The organism is Rhizobium sp. 05L429 (genome assembly GCF_056397645.1).
In genome coordinates, this window is sequence record NZ_JBFTNV010000030.1 from 50552 (window position 1) to 67289 (window position 16738).

The window sequence follows — 16738 nt, forward strand, 5'->3', positions numbered from 1 at the left end:
AGGACCGGACCGCTCGCGCGATGACGTCATCGATATCGCACGGTCGTTGGTACGGCCGGGCAGGTGAGGGGAGTGCAAGGCCGGCCTCGAGCGCGAGGGCTGCGATTGCTGGCGAGTCTGGCCCGAAAGCGTCACACGAGGACGTGGGGCAGTCGATCCCGCTTCTGCTTTCGCACCGCTGACGCTGAAGTTCCTCCGGCTGTTCTTCTTCACGCCCTCGTCTGACGCGACCCGCTTTCCCGTGCCCCGCGCGCGATTTCAAGCATAATGGACGACAGCTGGCCCGCTTCTTCTTCATCAGCGATCCGGACTGTTACAAGGTCGAAGTGCTACAACGCTGAGAACGCTATCTTTAGTCGGCACCGTTCACATGTTTGTAGACTGTCGTCCTGGAAAGGCGGAGTTCTCGCGCCGTCTTTGCTATGTTTTTTCCGGCTCTGTGATAGACGGCGCGGATTTCCTGACACTTGCTGCGGGTGAGCGGCCGGTTGCGACATTCGTCGCAACAATCCGCGAATGGATGAGCCGCGGGCGTTGCGCCGTCGAAGCAGCTCTCGTCGATATAGCCCGAGCGACGTCGCACCAGCGCCCGCTGTAGCACGGTCTTCAGTTCGCGTATGTTGCCTGGCCATGTTCGTTGCGAGATCGCCGCGACTGCGGCATCAGTCACTGCCGTGCCGGGCGCCATGTGATCCATGAGATGCCGAACGACGCTTCCGAAGTCTGTCCGCAAACGCAGCGGCGGCAATCGGACGAGAAAACTGTTGAGCCTGTAGTAGAGATCGCTGCGGAACTGCCGCGCGGCGACCATTTCTTCGAGGTCGCGGTTGGTGGCGGAAACGATCTGCACGTCCACTTTCTGCGTCTTTTGTCCGCCGACGGCACGAACTTCCATGCTGTCGAGGAACCGCAGAAGCGACGTCTGGGCTGCGAGCGGTATGTCGGCAACCTCGTCCAGGAACAGGGTGCCGCGGTCTGCAGCGCGTGCCAGCCCCGGCGAGCCTTCGTTACGCGCGTTGGTAAAGGCACCGCGTTCGTGGCCGAAGATTTCGGCGATGAAAAGCTCTTCGGGCACCGCGCCGCAATTGACTGCCACAAACTCGCCCTTGCGACCGCTCAGCCGATGAACATGTCTTGCCATCAACTCCTTGCCGGTGCCGGTTTCCCCCGTGATATGCACGGGCAGCGACAGAGCTGCCGCTTCGGCGATATCAATGAGCGAGCGCTTGATCTGATGATCGTCGGCAACAAAATCCGGTGCATCAAGGCGTCGCAAGAGCGACGGTATCGCTGGCGAGACAGATTTGATGTTCACCTTTCCGCGTTCGCCGATCTGCCGGCAGACCATGAACACGCCGCTGCCGGCCCGGTCGCGCAGGCGCACGACGCCACCGTTCAAAAGCCCATCCATCGCAGGACCGAAGCCCGCTTCGAAAAGGCTGTCGAAGGGCTGGCCCGGCGTGGCCGGCAGTCCCGCAAGGAGCGCCTGGCCTGGCCGGTTGACCGAAAGAACCTCGCCTTCGAGCGAGACCGAGAGGAGCCCGGCCGACAAGGTGTCGAGATATTCCGCCCGCGGATGAAATGCGAAGACAAAGCTTTTGGCGCTGGCCTGATACATGAGGCTGTTCTCAATCTGCGCCGCTGCCATGCGCACAAGCGCATGGGTGTGCTCCTGACGTGCCTCGTTCACGCAGGAGGCATCCAGCAGGCCGAGGATTTCGCCGGCCGAATTGAAGATTGGCGCGGCCATGCAGCTCAGATGCCCATGTGAAGCGAAATAGTGTTCGCGCCCGTAGATCGCCACGGGTGCGCCCGTCATGCCGGCGAGGCCGAGCGCATTTGTACCGCGTTCGCTCTCATTCCACGTGCTTCCGGGAATGATCGAGCGGCCGGCATCGCTGTCGGCGAAATGCTGGTCACTGATCGTGTCGAGCACGATCCCGTCGGCATCACCGAACGCGATCATGAAATTCGAGCCGGCAATCTGTGAGTAGAGCAGTTGCATCTCGGCAAGAGCAAGCAGGCGCATTACTGCATTGGCCTCGCGTCGGCGTTTGACTTCTGCAAATGCCAGTACGCTGCGGCGTGGCGTGCCCCGCGGATCGAGGTTGGCGTTACGGCAGCGTTGCCAGCTTTCGGCCACCATCGGCTGCAATGCGCCGACGGGAAAGCGATCGCCTTTTTCGAGAGCTAAGCGGGCGCGGTCCATTCCGGATAGATGCTGCATGTCTCCTCCTCATGCATCAAGCTGAACAGGCTACCAGCCCCGTGGGCTGGCGCAATGAACAGAAACTGGACAGCGTCGCTGCTGGATGCGTTCAGGCACTGTACGCCGCCGAGGGCACGATTTTCTGTCATGTGATTGATGTTTTTGACGATTTCCTTATGGCATAAGACTTGCTGCGTATCTTTCGACCGGAAGCAATCCCGGCAACGGAGGAGGCGAAGCATGAAAGCGCAAATTTTGACCAAATATGACGACAACCTGACGGCCGACCAGTGGGTCTCGCTGCAGGATGTTGCCGACCCCAAGATCACCAAATCGACCGACGTCATCGTCCGGATCGGCGGCGCAGGTGTCTGCCGTACCGATCTGCACATTATCGAAGGCATCTGGCGGCCGCACATGGACCCGAACGGCAATGCGTTGCTGCCGCTGATCATGGGGCACGAGAATGCCGGCTGGGTCGAGGCGATCGGCAAGGAGGTCGAGGGCATCAAGGTCGGCGATCCCGTCATCGTCCATCCGAAGATCTCGGGCGGCACCTGCCTTGCCTGCCGGCGCGGCTTCGATATGCATGGGCCCGGCAAGTTCCCCGGTCTCGATTGCAACGGCGGCTATTCCGAATATCTCTGCACTTCGGAGCGTAACATAGTTGCGCTGCCGAAGACGCTGGCGCCCAAGGAGGTGGCCCCTTATGCGGATGCCGGCCTCACCGCCTATCGCGCGGTCAAGAAGGCAACCCGGCACCTCCTGCCCGGCGAAGCCTGCGTCGTGATCGGTGCCGGCGGCCTTGGCCACATCGGAATCCAGTGCCTCAAGGCAATGTGTGCCGCCGACGTGATCGTCGTCGACAGATCGGATGCGTCGCTGGAGCTCGCCGGCAAGATCGGTGCCGACAGGCTCGTCAAGGCCGATAGGAACGAGGTTGAGGCCGTGCTGCAGCTGACCGGAGGCCAGGGTGCCGAGGCCGTGATCGACTTTGTCGGTGAGAAGGGTACGACAACCAAGGGCCTTGCCATGACCCGACCGATGGGAAGCTACTACGTCGTCGGCTATGGCGAGGACATACGCGTACCGACGGTCGATATGGTGATCACCGAGAAGAACATCATCGGCAACTTGGTCGGCACCTGGGCCGAACTGGTGGAGCTGATGGCACTGGCCGACCGCGGTCTCGTCGATCTGACCACGGTCGAATATCGGCTTGCGGATGCAAATCAAGCACTCAAGGATCTGCACAACGGCAAGATTCATGGCCGTGCGGTGCTTATTCCCTGACATATGCCGATCGGCCCGAGCGTTGCGCGGTCTCCTTGATCGGGCAACGCTTCGTGCTGAGGCTTGAGGACGATTGTTTGCCATAAGCATAATCTCGCGGGAGGAGAAATGATGATGTGTAGGGTCTTGACAGGACAGAGTTCGCAGCAATTTCGCAAGGTCAGTCGCTCGATCAGGATATCGGGACATTCCACCAGCGTGCGTCTCGAAGCCGCATTCTGGGAGGCGCTGGAAGAAATGGCGAAAATGGAGGGCCTTTCGACCTCCGGCCTCATATCCCAGCTTTATGCGGAGGCGCTTGAGATTTATGGCGGAATGTCCAATCTTGCCTCCGTTCTCAGGACAGTCTGCCTTCTCTATCAGGAGGAGCGTAGCCAGCGGGTTGCCGGCTCGCACCTCAGCTGAAGCAGAAGATCTGTAGCTATGTGATGAAAGCTGTCGGCCTTCTCGTTAGTCGACGTGTCAGTTGGTCTTCGCATCGACTTTGACGCGACCTTCGGCTATCCAGCGGGCGCCCAAAACCAGCGCTCCCATGCTGAACTCCTTGCCGTGGACAGCTACCATCTCCTCGGAAAGCCTTGCGATCTTTTCGAAAAACGCGTCCTTGCTCTTTTCCTCTGCGGTCACTTTTGTCTGCATCTTTTCCTCCCTTGTCATTACGACTATCAGTGCTTGAAGAGCTCATCCGGGAATGTGACGATCGCCACGCTACCAAGTGCATCTCCAATCGCCAGGTGGCGGCCGTTCGGCGACCACGTCAGTGCAGTCACAGGTCCACCGTCCTCACGGACAGCCAGTTCCTCGGGTGCACCAATGGGCGCAACAACAACCCTGCCATTCACATAGGCCGCCGCTGCCAACCTCCGCGTCGGGTGTGCCGCGACTGCGGCCACTAGGACAAAGCCGGCGCGGCCGGTGAAAAGCGCGCCCTGAAGCTTGTCGGAAAGCGAAGGCGTATCTGGCCGCCATCCGGCAATGCGATAGGCGCCTGATGCGAACAACGCATCGCATTCGGCACTCCAGCCTATCGTGCCGACAGGGCCGGGGAAGTTGGGCAATTCCAGATGACTTCCCGTCTCCCGGTCCACCAACAGGAGCCCGCCCTGTTGCATCCCGCAGCCCAGCCAGCCGCCATTCGGGCTCCATTCGAGTGTCAGCGGTCGATGCGGAAGGGCAAGATCGCCTATCGGCTCGCCGGGAGCCGATGCGGCATGGATGCGGAGGCCGTTGCCGCCGGCCATCGCTATCCATGCGCCGTCCCGGGAGATTGACAGCAATTCCATGGCCGCAGCACCGAGATCGATATTCGTGATCTCTTCGGCATCTCGCGCCTGCAGTCTCAAGCGGCCTCGCACGGTGACTGCGGTTAGTCCCGTGGACATGCAATGAGCGAAAGCCGAAATGGGACTTTGGTCTGCGAGCCGCTTTCCGGTGATCTCGCCGCCGCGGTTGATTTGCAGGAGCTCACCCTTGGCAGTCAACGCCAGAAAGCCGCCTTCCGGCCCTGCCGAAAGCTGCGTCGCCTCCTCTATGCGTGTGTTGATGAGCGGAGACGCCTTGCCCTCGCGCGGGCGGATCATGGCCTGGCCGTTATCAACGGTGATGCGTGCTTCCGGCGGCTCGTTGTCGGCAAGGCGCGCCAGCGCCACCGTCCCATCTGCAGCCGATATCGCCAGCAAGGTGCCGTCGCCGTTGAAGCATAGCCTGGTAACGGCCGCCCGCCGCTGCCACTGGCGTGCCAGAAGGTCGAACAGGCTCGGGCTGGGCGTTACATGCTGATCCATCTCATCCTCCCCTCGCCACGGCGATCAAATGATCGAGCGCTGCCACATCCTCCTCAGCCGCCTCGATTTCCCCTGCACATTCCGCCAGGGTCTCCCGCATCGCTGCAGCGCTCTCTTCGGTGTCATGCAATTCCTGCACCAGCTTGCGGTCTGCCGGATTCCGGTCAATCTCCAGTTCGAGTCGAAGCACCTCCATTTCGACGCCGGCGATTGCTTGCGAGACCTTCAGGGCCTTGGCGGTGAGTGACGAGACGATGGCAACGGCCTCAGCCCGACGTTTGGTCAGCGCAAACGCCTCTTGGTCCTGCTCGTTCGGCGCACTGTTCGAAGGGGTCATTTCTTTTGGCTCCGAGGCGATTTCCAGTCTTCGAGAACGGCCGGCAATGTCGCCAACTGGCTCCGGAACTGGTCTTCGCCCGTACTGACATAGCTGCGCAGCTGGTCCCATATGTCGACGCGTATCATCGTGTCGCCTGTCAGTTGCTCCATTTCCTTGATGCGAAACTGCCGCGATAGAGAGACACCGGAAAACACGAAATCCCGCAGCATGATTGCGTGCGTTTCTGCGAAGGCGTGGATCATCGGATGCGTGTGTGGCGTCACCCCGGTCATCGCCAATTCTTTGAGGATAAAATTTTGAAAGTGGTTCTGCATCAGAAGCTGACTTTCGCCGATAAAGCGCATGACGAAGACGAGATCGCGTTGCATCAACCCCGCGAGCTCGGTTGTCACATCGTCAAGGGATCCGAAACTGTCCCCGTCGCCGCTCATCATGTCACCCTGCAAAAGGAAAATCAGCCTCTCGATAGAGGAAAGAATAATTAAAGAATAAATTCTTGTCTACATCTGTTTTTATCTGCAAAGCAGCATAATATATTGATATTCATAACTATACATTTGTAAATTACGATCGTAAAATAATATTACACTCTCGAAGAATTATACGGCAACTAGCCCCAAAAGCGCGGAATTTTCGAATTGGCACGGCCGTTGCATTGTTTATCCCATAAGAAGCCATCGCGTTCACAGCGACGCTAGAAGAACGAAGGAGTGGGAGCGGCTTTGCACGCATCCGGTCGAGGAGGCCGGAATTCCTAGAGACCTTCGCCGTGATCCACTTGAGTGGCCGGACCCCGGATCGCGCCTTGGCGCGTCCTGTTGTCGTGCCGTTCCAATTTTCGCTTGCGGCGCCCGATGCGCCGTTCCGGCCGGGGCTATAGGGGCTTGCGGTTCAAACACAGTGGAGGCTGATGAAGATGTCGTCTTTGACGCTTAACAAGATCACCTCGCAGCGCGGTATTTCCGTTGGCGAGGCAACCAAGAAGATTTCCGATCTCGGTTGGAATCCCACCTATGTCCAGGAAGCGATGACTTTCCCGACAGACTACAAGATCACCAAGGCGCCACGCGATCCGATGAAGCAGGTGTTGCGCTCTTACTTCCCGATGCAGGAAGAAAAGGACAACCGCGTCTACGGAGCACTCGATGCAGCGCTGCGCGGCGACATGTTCCGAAATGTCGAGCCCCGCTGGGTCGAATGGATGAAGCTGTTTCTGGCGATCATTCCGTTCCCGGAAATCTCGGCTGCCCGCTCGATGGCCATGGTTGCCCGCCTCGCCCCCGGCGAAGACCTCAGAACCGGCTTCACCATGCAGATGGTTGACGAGTTTCGCCACTCGACGATCCAGATGAACCTGAAAAAGTGGTACATGGAGAACTACATAGATCCGGCTGGCTTCGACATCACCGAAGAGGCCTTCGGCAAATGCTATGCCACGACGATCGGCCGTCAGTTCGGCGAAGGCTTCATCACCGGCGATGTGATGACCTCGGCCTGCATGTACCTTACCGTTGTTGCTGAAACCGCCTTTACCAACACGCTGTTCGTGGCTATGCCGTCGGAAGCCGCCCGTAACGGCGACTATGCGCTGCCAACCGTGTTCCTGTCGGTGCAGTCGGACGAAAGCCGCCATATTGGCAACGGCCACTCGCTGCTGATGGCAGCCCTCAAGGAGCCGGAAAACCACCTGCTGCTGGAGCGCGACCTGCGCTACTCCTTCTGGCAGAACCACGCGATCGTTGATGCCGCCATTGGCACCTTCATCGAATACGGCACCACAAACCGCGACAAGAACAAGGAATCCTATGCGGAAATGTGGCACCGCTGGATCTTTGAGGACTACTACCGCACCTACATGCTGCCGCTCGAAAAATACGGCATCAAGGTTCACCACGACGACGTCCATGAAGCCTGGAACCGCATCACCAAAAAGCACTATGTCCACAAGGTGGCGCAGTTCTTCGCGGTGGGTTGGCCGGTCAACTTCTGGCGCATTGAAGCCCAGCGCGAGGCCGACTTCGAATGGTTCGAGCAGAAGTATCCGGGCTGGTATGCTGAATTCGGCGATTTCTGGAAGTGGTATGACAAGCTCAGTCATCGCGGTGAGAAGATCATCACCTTCAACGAGGAAACCGGCTACGTCTATCCGCATCGCTGCTGGAGCTGCCTCGTTCCCTGCCTGATCCGCGAGGACATGGTGGTCGACGAGATCGACGGCAAGCTACACACCTTCGCCCACGAGCTCGACCGTTGGACGGCCGTAGAAGCCTTCTCGGACGAATACCAGGGTCGCCCGACGCCGGCCATGGGCCGCTTCAGCGGCAAGCGCGAGTGGGAAACCCTTTACCATGGCTGGGATCTCGCCGACGCCATCAAGGATCTGAACTTCGTCCGCTCCGACGGCAAGACTCTGGTGCCGCAGCCGCACCTGCGTTTCGACGGCAAGGACATGTGGACCCTCGACGATGTCCGTGGCCACACGCTGATGTCGCCGCTGCAGATCCTGCGCGACATGTCGCTGGTAGATCGCGAGAAGCACGTCGCCGAATATCGCGCCGGCTTCACGATCACACCTTTCCACTGAGACAGAAAACCGCGGAGGCCGGCTCCGGCCTCCGCGACTTCAAAGAGGACCGGTCCCCAACGGGAACGCACGGGAATTGGGAGGTCGTGTAGATGGCTGAAGCTCTTAAGGCGCATCTGGAAGCACACAAGGTAAGGCTTGAGCCTGTCGGCGTCGAATTCGAAGTCGAACCGGGCGAGACGGTACTCAATGCAGCATTCCGCCAGGGCATCGCCCTGCCGCACGGCTGCAAGGAAGGCCAGTGTTCCGCTTGCAAATGCGTGCTGCTCGACGGCGAAGTCGACATGCTGAAATATTCGACATTCGCACTCAACGACATGGAGAAGGATACCGGGCATATCCTGCTTTGCCGTTCGCTGGCCTATTCCGACATGGAAGTCGAGCTGCTGAACTATGACGAAGAAGTGCTGTCGAAATCGATTGCGGTGAAGACGTTCAAGGGGCGCATTTCCCATGTCGAGAAACTGACCCACGATATCAGGGGCATCGAGATCGAACTCGCATCGCCGATAAAGTTCTGGGCGGGGCAATATGTCGACATCACGGTCACCACGGAAAAAGGGGAGACGATTACGCGCTCGTTCTCCATGGCAAATACGCCGAGCGAAACCCAGAAACTCTCCTTCATCATCAAAAAATACCCGGAAGGAAAATTCTCCGGCGAACTTGATGCCGGAGGCATCCGTGTCGGAGCCGACGTCACCGTCGTCGGACCCTACGGAACCTGCTTCCGACGCGAGAACCGGCAGGGACCCCTAGTGCTGGTCGGCGCCGGCTCCGGCATGTCGCCGGTCTGGTCCATTCTCAACGATCATCTTCAGAGCGGCGAAGATCGGCCGGTCTATTTCTTCTACGGCGCACGGACCGAACAAGACCTCTTCCATCGCGACAGGATAGACGAACTCGTCAGCAGTCATCCCGAAGTTACCTTCATCCCGGTTCTGTCGCATGCGCCGGAAGACGGCGGATGGAGCGGCGAACGCGGCTTCGTCCACCAGTCGGTCGATGCGAAGCTGAAGGAGTTGGCGGTGGACGGTGAAGGCGACGTCTACGCCTGCGGCCCCCCGCCGATGATCGATGCGCTGCAGCCCGTGCTGTTCATGAACGGCTTCGAGTCGGAGCGCATCTTCTTCGACAAATTCACAACTTCGTCCGGGGGAGGAACCCCGGGGCATTAGCCGTATGCGTCGTGCGTGCAGCGCGCTGCCGGGCTGGACGAAGAATGGGCAGCATCAGAGGAACTGCAACAAGGGAGTGAGAACTATGCCTGCAATGTCGAGTTCAGTCGGGTCAGGTGCAGCGGGATCGGCGATCTTTGCCGACTCGAATAGCCGCAAGTATCGCTATTTCGAACCGCGCGGTCAGCGCGCCACCCACTACGAGGACGTCACCGTCGACGTCCAGCCGGATCCGGAGCGCTATCTAATCCAGAACTGGATCATTTCCTTCGCGAACGGCAAGGGCGCGTATGTCAAGGACAACACCGCAGCACAGAGCTCCAACTGGCACGCCTACCGCGCGCCGGACCAGGAATGGGAACGCACCCACTACCAGCGTCAGTCCAAGATCGAGACCATGGTGCAGAGCGTCATCACCAACGCCCGCCGCGCCGGCGCACCAAAGGCCTTCGACAAGGTCTGGATCAAGATCCTGCAGGCGCATCTCGGCGCCTGGAAGCACGCCGAATTTGGCCTTGGCACATCGCTGATGCAGGCGCAGCGCTACGGCTATACGCAGATGATCAATAACGCGACGCTGACCAACTCGTCTTACAAGATGCGTCTCGCACAGGACATCACGCTCTATCTCGCCGAGATCGGCATGGATATCGACGGCTGGGACGACATGCTGGGGAAGAAGCACTGGCTCGAGGACAGCGTCTGGCAGGGCACGCGCGAAGCCATCGAGACGATCATGGGCACGTCCGATTATCTCGAGCAGTATTTCGCCATCAACATCATCTTTGAACCGCTCGTCGGCGAACTGTTCCGCTCCGGCTTCCTGATGCAGGCCGCCGCCGCCAACCATGACTTCATCACCCCGCCGGTGATCTCTGCCGCCGAGGCCGACTACGAGCGCAACCTCGCCAACACCATAGACCTCGTCTACCTCCTGGCAAACGACGCCACCCATAGCGCAGCCAATCGCAAGCTGTTCCAGGGCTGGGTCGCCAAGCACGGCGCGCTCGCGGATAAGGCAGCCCTCGGCCTTCAGCCGATCTGGTCCATGCCCCATTCCAAGCCCGTCTCCTTCAGCGACGCGCATGTCCAATCCGGCGAACGCGTGAAGCAGATCCTCGGCGAGCTTGGCTTGTCCCGCTAAAACAAGGAGTTAACAGCATGTCTACTGTAGCACGCGACGCATCGCACAATAACATCTTCAAGTCGATGAAAGACATCACCTTCGAGCAGACGATCTCGCATCAGTGTGGGGTTACCATGAACGATTCGGTAGAGGCGCGCGCCATTGCCGAGTTCATGGGCAAGAAGCCTGGCGTCATCGTCACCTATGCCCCGGCGATGATCCGTATCGATGGCAACGGCAAGCTGATCTTCCGCATGGACGAAATCAGCGAATACCTCGGGCGCGAGATGACCGCCGAGATCTTCGAGGTCAACACATCCACGCACTATGGCCGCATGGTCCGCATTGACGACAATGAGGTCATCCTGTTCGGCGATATGGACGAGGTCTTCGAATACATCTGAGCGGATACGGAGGAGGGCGGCGCGGCGCATTCGCGGCGCGCCGGAAATTCAAATCACCGCAAGCGGAGAGAACCATGTACGTCACACCCGAAGGCAAGGAAGTATTCATCGTCGACGGCCACACCCACTTCTGGGATGGGAGCCCGGAAAACCAGCGCAATATCCACGGCAAGCAGTTCGTCGAATGTTTCTACGGCTATCACACCGCTCTCAGCCCCAAGGAGCAGCTGTGGGAAAAGAGCAAGTTCGAGAAGTACAGCGCCGACGATCTTTATCGCGACCTGTTCATTGACGGCCCGGATGATGTTGCCATTATCCAGTCCACATACCTCAAGGACTTTTACAAGAACGGCTTCAATACGATCGAGCGCAACTCCGAGGTCGCAAAGCGATATCCGGAGCGCTTCATCGTCAACGGTTCCTTCGATCCGCGCGACGGCGAGAAGGCCCTCGAATACATCCACTTCATGAAGGAGACCTACGATATCAAGGGCGTGAAGATGTACACGGCTGAGTGGAACGGCGCCTCCAAGGGCTGGAAGCTTAACGATCCCAACGCCTACAAGTGTTTCGAGCTGTGTGAAAAGCTCGGCATCAAGAATATCCATGTTCATAAGGGACCAACGATCATCCCGCTCAGCAAGGATGCCTTCGACGTTCATGATGTCGATTATGCTGCCACGGACTTCCAGAATCTCAACTGGATCGTCGAACACTGCGGCCTGCCGCGTCTGGACGATTTCTGCTGGATCGCCGTGCAGGAAACCAATGTCTATGGCGGCCTGGCAGTTGCCTTGCCATTCATTCATTCCCGGCCGCGTTACTTCGCCGAAGTTATCTCCGAACTGCTGTTCTGGGCCGGCCCGGAAAAGATCTTGTTCGGATCGGACTATGCCATCTGGACGCCGCGTTGGCTCGTTGAGAAGTTCTGGGCCTTCGAACTTCCGGAGGACATTGCCAAGGAGCGCGGCGTCCAGCTGACGCCAGAGATCAAGGAGAAGATCCTCGGCCTCAACGCCGCCCGCATTTACAATATCGACATCGCGGCGAAGAAGGCGGCATTCGCCAATTCGCCATTCAGCATCGCTGCGGAGTGAGCGAAATGACCTCCACCATTCCGTCAGAAAGCCGCCAGGGGGAACTCTGGCGGCGCCTTAAAGCGGTCGACGATCCCGAACTCGACGAGCCCGTCACCGAGATGGGCTTCGTCGAGCGCGCGGACATCGCGGCTGATGGCAGCGTCGAGGTCGGTTTTCGCCTGCCGACCTACTGGTGCTCGCCGAATTTCGCCTTCCTTATGCTCGATGATATCAGAACGGCGCTTGATGATCTCTCGTGGTCGCCAGCCTATCATATCACGTTGCATGACCATATGTTCGCCGAAGAGGTGAACAAGGGGATCGCCGAGGGCCGCAGCTTCGCCGACATCTTCGGTTCGCTTGCCGAGGAAACCGACATGGAGGCGCTGCGGGAAAAGTTCCGGCAGAAGGCCTTCAAACGGCGGCAGGAGGCGGTGATCCTCGATTTTCGCGCCATGGGCATCGGCGACAGCGAAGTCGCCCGAATGACGCTCGGCGCGTTCGATGCGATCGAAATTGCCGACGGGGAGGTCGGCAAGCGTAGGGCGCGATATCGTCAGGCACTGGTTCGGCGTCTGCCTGAACTCGTTCCACAGGAGCCCGTCATCGTCACCTACGATGGTCAACGGGTTTTCGCCGAAGACCTGCCGGCCTATCTCGCGGAGCTTCGCAGCGTCCGTATCAACATGGAGTTCAACGGCGCGCTCTGCCGGGGACTGAAGATGACCCGTTACAAGGAAATGGAAATCGTCGAGGGCGAGCCGACGCTCGTCGACTTCATCATGAACCGGGTACCGGCACCGGCGGCGCACTAACTGAACCATCAAAACGGCCTTCCAGCATAAGGCCCCAAATCAACAAACCGCCCGTCAGGCGGAAGGAGGAGTCATGTCCAAATTGATGTTGCACAATTCCGATGCGCGGCGGTCGCTTGCCCGCGGCGTCGCCAGGCTGGCCGCCGCCGTCGAGCCGACGCTCGGCCCGAGGGGCATGAACGCCATGATCGACCGGCCGCTCGGGACACCCATGGTCACCCGCGACGGTGTCTCGATCGCCTCGGAGATCGAATTGCCTGACCGCTTCGAGAATATGGGCGCCCAGGTCGTCCGGGAGGTCTCGATGCAGACCAACGAGGTGGCCGGCGACGGCACGACCACGGCGATCGTGCTTGCCAATGCGCTGGTGCAGAAGGGCATCGAGGCAAATGAGCGCGGCGCCAAGTCCGTCGATCTCTGCAAGGGCATAGATTTGGCCGTCGACAAGATCGTCGAAGCGCTGAAGGCCAAAGCCAAGCCCGCCAAGGGCAATGGCGTGCTGAGGGCTGTCGCGAATATCGCCGCGACCGATCCGAAGCTCGGCGCGCTGGTTGCTGAGGCCTACGAGCGGGTGGGCTCCGACGGCATCATCACCACCGATTTCAGCGTCACCACCGAGACCACGCTTGACGTGGTGGAGGGCATGTCCTTCGAGCGCGGCTATCTCTCTCACCACATGGTGACCAACCAGGAGAAAATGGAAGCCGTTCTCGAGCGGCCGCTGATTCTGATGACGGACCTGAAGATCCGCGAGCCCTCCGCGATAGGATCCCTGCGTCGGATTGCGAGCCAGGCAGATCGGCCGCTCCTGATTGTTGCCGAAGAAGTTTCTCCCGATGTCGTGGTGACATTGCTCGGCAAGGAAGGCCCTGGAAAATACCTTATCGTTCATCCGCCGGAATACGGCCATTGGCGCAAGGCGATGATGGAGGATCTGGCCATCTTGACCGGCGGCCGGGTTATCGCCCGGGATCTGGGTGGCCAGATCGAGGACGTAACGCTCGAGGATCTCGGTTCGGCGGAAAGGGTCATCACCAGCGCGACCTATACGACCATCGTTCGCGGCGGTGGGGATCACGCGGCCATCGTCGCGCGTCGGGCACAGGTGCAGCGACAATATGAAATGGCGCCGCCGAATATCGAGCAGGATAAGCTTCGTGAACGTCTCGCCAAGCTCTCGGGTGGTACCGCAGTCATATACGCCGGCGGTGTGACGCCGGTGGAGCAGAAGCGCACGATCCAGCTTATCGAGGATTCCCTGCATGCCGTGCGGGCGGCTGCGGAGGAAGGTGTCGTTGCAGGTGGCGGCTCGGCTCTGGCGCAGATTGCGCCGGTGCTCGACAGCGTGTTCGCAAGTGTCGATCACGATGTTGCGGAAGGCGTGCGCCTCGTTCGCTCGGTGCTCACCCGTCCGCTCTGGCGGATTGCAACCAATGCCGGTGGCGATCCGGATGCGATCATTTCCGAGGTCACCCGCGTCAACAGTGGCCACGGTTACAATGCCGCAACGGGGACCTATCAGAACATGATCGAGGCGGGTATCATCGACCCGGTGCGCGTGACCTATACCGCGCTGCGCAACGCCGCATCCGTTGCCAAGCTGATACTGACGACCGAAACACTGATTGGCGATCTTGCCGAGAACGAGGTTGATCCGACCGAGGGGCCGGCGCTCGGCGGCGGCGCGGAGAAACTCGGGCGACCATAGTCGCTATATCGACGCGCTTGCGGCCGTAACATCCGCGTGGCCGCTGATGTTACGGTCCGCGGTTCCTTTCCCTCGCGGATGGGGCGTTGCGCCGGATGAAGGGGGCCTACACGGGCGTGGGCCTCCTCACAGCGCAGCATTTCAAACAAAGCTGCGTTTTATGCCGAACTGCTCCAGTTTCCGATAGAGCGTCGGCCGGGATATGCCGAGCCTCAGAGCGACCTTGCTGAGATTGCCGTGCTCAGCGGCGAGCGCATTCTTGATGGCCTGATGCTCCGCATCTTCGAAGCTTACGATCGGCATCGGACCCGGCACTTGCGACGCGCTTGCTGGAACATGCCGTTCGACGATTTCTACCGGTAAATCTTCCACGCCGACAAAGCTGTGGCGCGAAAGGATATGCAGCCTCTCGACGAGATTCCTTAACTCGCGAACGTTGCCGGGCCAGCGGTAAGCAAGCAGGCTATCGAGCGCCTCGTTTGAAAAGTGCAGCGGCACAACGTTCTTTCGTGTGGCCATCTTCTCGTTGAAATGGGCAATCAGCAGCAGGCTGTCGCCGCCACGGTCGCGGAGCGGTGGCACCTGGATCGAGACCGTGCTTATCCGATAGTATAGGTCGCGGCGAAAGCGACCTGCCTCGACTTCCCGTCTCAGATTTCGGTTGGTGGATGCGACAAGCCGCACATTCACCGGTCGCGCGCGGCTTTCGCCCAGCCGGCTCACGGTGCGTTCCTCCAGGACGCGCAGCAGGTAGGGCTGGATGTCGAGCGGCATTTCGCCGATTTCATCGAGGCTCAGCACGCCGTCATTGGCAAGCTCGAACACGCCGGGCTTGCCTTCCCTCGTGGCGCCGGTGAACGCGCCGCTGACATGACCGAAAAGCTCGCTGCCGAAGAGGTCCTTGGTAACGGCGCCGCAATTGAGCGCGATAAACGGGCTTCCGGCCTGTTTCTGATTGCCGGCGTGGATCAGCCGGGCGAACAGTTCCTTGCCGACACCGGTCTCACCCTCGATCAGCAGAGAAGTGACCTCCTCCGTCTCCGCCACGCGGCAGGCGATGTCGACCGCTGCCTTCAGCCCTTCGCTTTCGCCGACGATCGCTGCACGTTCTTCCTGCAGCCTGAGGGAGGAGCGGCGTCCGATGGAAACCAGGTGGTTGCTTTGTTTCGGGAATACTAGCGCCGCACCCCGAACCGCTCCGTCGAGCTCCAGCGGCGAGACATGACAGGACTGCATGTCCTCGGGAAGGGCGGTAGCGACGCTGTCGAGGAAGCCGGAGTTGCTGAGCTCCGGCAACCGACAGCTTCGGTTGCCCCGGCGCAGCGTGTCGCCGAAGCGCTTCCGTTCCGCCAGCGGCACATTGTTGCTGTAGATTGCCCGGCCGTGGCGATCGACGATCATCACACCATCACTCGACCGATAGTTGCTCGCCGAGGCGATGAAGGCCTCCAGCAGGCGCATGCGCTGCTCGTTTTGGGAGTCGGACAGTGTTCGCTCGATCTCGCGGGCGGCGGCTGTCACCAACGCCATATTGTGTGGCCGGAAGATATCCGGATGGCCGGAGAGATCCACCACGCCGATGATCTTGCCGTCGAACGGGTCGCGGATGGGCGCGCCTGCGCATGTCCAGGTCTTGATGCCGGCACAGAAATGCTCTGCCGCATGAACGAAAACAGGCTCGCCGGTCCACAGCGCCGTGCCGATGCCATTGGTGCCGACAACGTCCTCGGTCCATTTGCCGCCGACACCGAGATGGATGTCCATGCCGTTATAGATCGTCCGCCTGTCACCGATGGCATCGATCAAAACGCCTTCGCTATCCGCCAGCACCAGCATGGCGCCCGTGCCGTCCAGCAGCCGGCCGATCGCCGAAAACGGCTGCTTCGCCGCCTCCAGCAGCTCGGAGCTGCCTCTCGCTAGAGCTTCCACGGCATCGCGGTCGGTTTCAAGTGGAGCTTCGTTGCACTGGGCATTGATGCCGCCATCAGCGCATCGATACCAGGAATCGTGGATGGCCGAGCGCACGGGCAGCGATCGGCGCGATGGCTCCGAGCGCCCCTCCAGCAGCGTTTCCCATGCCTTCATCGTCTCGACTTCGTCGTAAGCCTGGTAGAGGGCTACTTCGTTTGCCATGCGGCTGCCGACCTGCTGCGCTCGGTTCGGAAGGATGTCCTCGGGCGTAAATGAATTTTGTCTCATCAACTGTCACCTTCCTCGC

The 16738-nt window shown here is 59.9% G+C and carries 15 protein-coding genes and 1 pseudogene; 10 read left to right on the top strand and 6 right to left on the bottom strand.

The annotated features are described in order from the left end of the window. Nucleotides 1-239: 239 nt before the first annotated feature. A pseudogene (locus AC1DNW_RS26340) lies at nt 240-341 on the top strand (lactoylglutathione lyase); the annotation flags it as partial. Between the two features lie 11 nt (nt 342-352). Here the strand turns inward: AC1DNW_RS26340 and AC1DNW_RS26345 are convergent. Continuing rightward, nucleotides 353-2227 carry a sigma-54-dependent Fis family transcriptional regulator gene (locus AC1DNW_RS26345; protein WP_477854836.1) on the bottom strand — a complete coding sequence of 625 codons (1875 nt, stop codon included), beginning with the start codon at nt 2225-2227 and terminating at the stop codon, nt 353-355. A 222-nt stretch (nt 2228-2449) separates the two neighbouring features. On the opposite strand from AC1DNW_RS26345, the gene AC1DNW_RS26350 reads away from it, so the two are divergent. Next, nucleotides 2450-3502, top strand: a complete 1053-nt coding sequence (locus AC1DNW_RS26350; RefSeq protein ID WP_477854837.1) for an NAD(P)-dependent alcohol dehydrogenase — start codon at nt 2450-2452, stop codon at nt 3500-3502. Nucleotides 3503-3610: 108 nt separating this feature from the next. After that, on the top strand, nt 3611-3907 hold the full coding sequence (locus tag AC1DNW_RS26355; protein WP_477854838.1) for a ribbon-helix-helix domain-containing protein: 297 nt from the start codon (nt 3611-3613) through the stop codon (nt 3905-3907). A gap of 57 nt (nt 3908-3964) precedes the next feature. Here the strand turns inward: AC1DNW_RS26355 and AC1DNW_RS26360 are convergent, their stop codons facing one another. The 4 genes from AC1DNW_RS26360 to AC1DNW_RS26375 are packed head-to-tail and all read right to left on the bottom strand — an operon-like array spanning nt 3965 to nt 6060. Further along, nucleotides 3965-4141: a hypothetical protein gene (locus tag AC1DNW_RS26360; protein ID WP_477854839.1), complete on the bottom strand. Its 177-nt coding sequence runs from the start codon at nt 4139-4141 to the stop codon at nt 3965-3967. 26 nt (nt 4142-4167) lie between these two features. Then, nucleotides 4168-5286, bottom strand: coding sequence for a WD40 repeat domain-containing protein (locus AC1DNW_RS26365; RefSeq protein WP_477854840.1), 1119 nt, complete (start codon nt 5284-5286; stop codon nt 4168-4170). A gap of 1 nt (nt 5287) precedes the next feature. Beyond that, nucleotides 5288-5623, bottom strand: a complete 336-nt coding sequence (locus tag AC1DNW_RS26370) for a hypothetical protein (protein ID WP_477854841.1) — start codon at nt 5621-5623, stop codon at nt 5288-5290. Next, the gene (locus AC1DNW_RS26375; protein WP_477854842.1) at nt 5620-6060 is read right to left on the bottom strand and encodes a hypothetical protein; all 441 of its coding nucleotides are present in this window, start codon (nt 6058-6060) and stop codon (nt 5620-5622) included. The genes AC1DNW_RS26370 and AC1DNW_RS26375 overlap by 4 nt, the downstream gene beginning before the upstream one ends. Nucleotides 6061-6536: 476 nt before the next feature. Between AC1DNW_RS26375 and AC1DNW_RS26380 the strand changes: the two genes are divergently transcribed. The 7 genes from AC1DNW_RS26380 (at nt 6537) to groEL (ending at nt 14520) form a co-directional block, all read left to right on the top strand. Beyond that, nucleotides 6537-8210 carry an aromatic/alkene/methane monooxygenase hydroxylase/oxygenase subunit alpha gene (locus tag AC1DNW_RS26380; protein WP_477854843.1) on the top strand — a complete coding sequence of 558 codons (1674 nt, stop codon included), beginning with the start codon at nt 6537-6539 and terminating at the stop codon, nt 8208-8210. Between the two features lie 92 nt (nt 8211-8302). Next, nucleotides 8303-9388, top strand: coding sequence for a 2Fe-2S iron-sulfur cluster-binding protein (locus tag AC1DNW_RS26385; protein WP_477854844.1), 1086 nt, complete (start codon nt 8303-8305; stop codon nt 9386-9388). 85 nt (nt 9389-9473) lie between these two features. Beyond that, nucleotides 9474-10532 (top strand): aromatic/alkene monooxygenase hydroxylase subunit beta, encoded by a 1059-nt coding sequence (locus AC1DNW_RS26390; protein WP_477854845.1) that lies wholly within the window; start codon nt 9474-9476, stop codon nt 10530-10532. A 17-nt stretch (nt 10533-10549) separates the two neighbouring features. Continuing rightward, nucleotides 10550-10918 (top strand): MmoB/DmpM family protein, encoded by a 369-nt coding sequence (locus AC1DNW_RS26395; RefSeq protein WP_477854846.1) that lies wholly within the window; start codon nt 10550-10552, stop codon nt 10916-10918. A gap of 74 nt (nt 10919-10992) precedes the next feature. Then, nucleotides 10993-12015 carry an amidohydrolase family protein gene (locus tag AC1DNW_RS26400; protein ID WP_477854847.1) on the top strand — a complete coding sequence of 341 codons (1023 nt, stop codon included), beginning with the start codon at nt 10993-10995 and terminating at the stop codon, nt 12013-12015. Nucleotides 12016-12020: 5 nt separating this feature from the next. Further along, nucleotides 12021-12812, top strand: a complete 792-nt coding sequence (locus tag AC1DNW_RS26405) for an iron-sulfur cluster assembly protein (RefSeq protein WP_477854848.1) — start codon at nt 12021-12023, stop codon at nt 12810-12812. Between the two features lie 73 nt (nt 12813-12885). After that, nucleotides 12886-14520: a chaperonin GroEL gene (gene groEL, locus AC1DNW_RS26410; RefSeq protein WP_477854849.1), complete on the top strand. Its 1635-nt coding sequence runs from the start codon at nt 12886-12888 to the stop codon at nt 14518-14520. Nucleotides 14521-14661: 141 nt separating this feature from the next. On the opposite strand, the gene AC1DNW_RS26415 is transcribed toward groEL, so the two are convergent. Next, a complete protein-coding gene (locus AC1DNW_RS26415; protein ID WP_477854850.1) occupies nt 14662-16719 on the bottom strand; it encodes a sigma-54-dependent Fis family transcriptional regulator in 2058 nt (685 codons plus the stop codon). Nucleotides 16720-16738: the final 19 nt, after the last annotated feature.

Excerpts from the sequence above, each read along its gene's own strand:
- AC1DNW_RS26345 (WP_477854836.1), bottom strand. The coding sequence starts at position 2,227 with ATGCAGCATCTATCCGGAATGGACCGCGCCCGCTTAGCTCTCGAAAAA.
- AC1DNW_RS26350 (WP_477854837.1), top strand. The coding sequence starts at position 2,450 with ATGAAAGCGCAAATTTTGACCAAATATGACGACAACCTGACGGCCGAC.
- AC1DNW_RS26355 (WP_477854838.1), top strand. The coding sequence starts at position 3,611 with ATGATGATGTGTAGGGTCTTGACAGGACAGAGTTCGCAGCAATTTCGC.
- AC1DNW_RS26360 (WP_477854839.1), bottom strand. The coding sequence starts at position 4,141 with ATGCAGACAAAAGTGACCGCAGAGGAAAAGAGCAAGGACGCGTTTTTC.
- AC1DNW_RS26365 (WP_477854840.1), bottom strand. The coding sequence starts at position 5,286 with ATGGATCAGCATGTAACGCCCAGCCCGAGCCTGTTCGACCTTCTGGCA.
- AC1DNW_RS26370 (WP_477854841.1), bottom strand. The coding sequence starts at position 5,623 with ATGACCCCTTCGAACAGTGCGCCGAACGAGCAGGACCAAGAGGCGTTT.
- AC1DNW_RS26375 (WP_477854842.1), bottom strand. The coding sequence starts at position 6,060 with ATGATGAGCGGCGACGGGGACAGTTTCGGATCCCTTGACGATGTGACA.
- AC1DNW_RS26380 (WP_477854843.1), top strand. The coding sequence starts at position 6,537 with ATGAAGATGTCGTCTTTGACGCTTAACAAGATCACCTCGCAGCGCGGT.
- AC1DNW_RS26385 (WP_477854844.1), top strand. The coding sequence starts at position 8,303 with ATGGCTGAAGCTCTTAAGGCGCATCTGGAAGCACACAAGGTAAGGCTT.
- AC1DNW_RS26390 (WP_477854845.1), top strand. The coding sequence starts at position 9,474 with ATGCCTGCAATGTCGAGTTCAGTCGGGTCAGGTGCAGCGGGATCGGCG.
- AC1DNW_RS26395 (WP_477854846.1), top strand. The coding sequence starts at position 10,550 with ATGTCTACTGTAGCACGCGACGCATCGCACAATAACATCTTCAAGTCG.
- AC1DNW_RS26400 (WP_477854847.1), top strand. The coding sequence starts at position 10,993 with ATGTACGTCACACCCGAAGGCAAGGAAGTATTCATCGTCGACGGCCAC.
- AC1DNW_RS26405 (WP_477854848.1), top strand. The coding sequence starts at position 12,021 with ATGACCTCCACCATTCCGTCAGAAAGCCGCCAGGGGGAACTCTGGCGG.
- groEL (WP_477854849.1), top strand. The coding sequence starts at position 12,886 with ATGTCCAAATTGATGTTGCACAATTCCGATGCGCGGCGGTCGCTTGCC.
- AC1DNW_RS26415 (WP_477854850.1), bottom strand. The coding sequence starts at position 16,719 with ATGAGACAAAATTCATTTACGCCCGAGGACATCCTTCCGAACCGAGCG.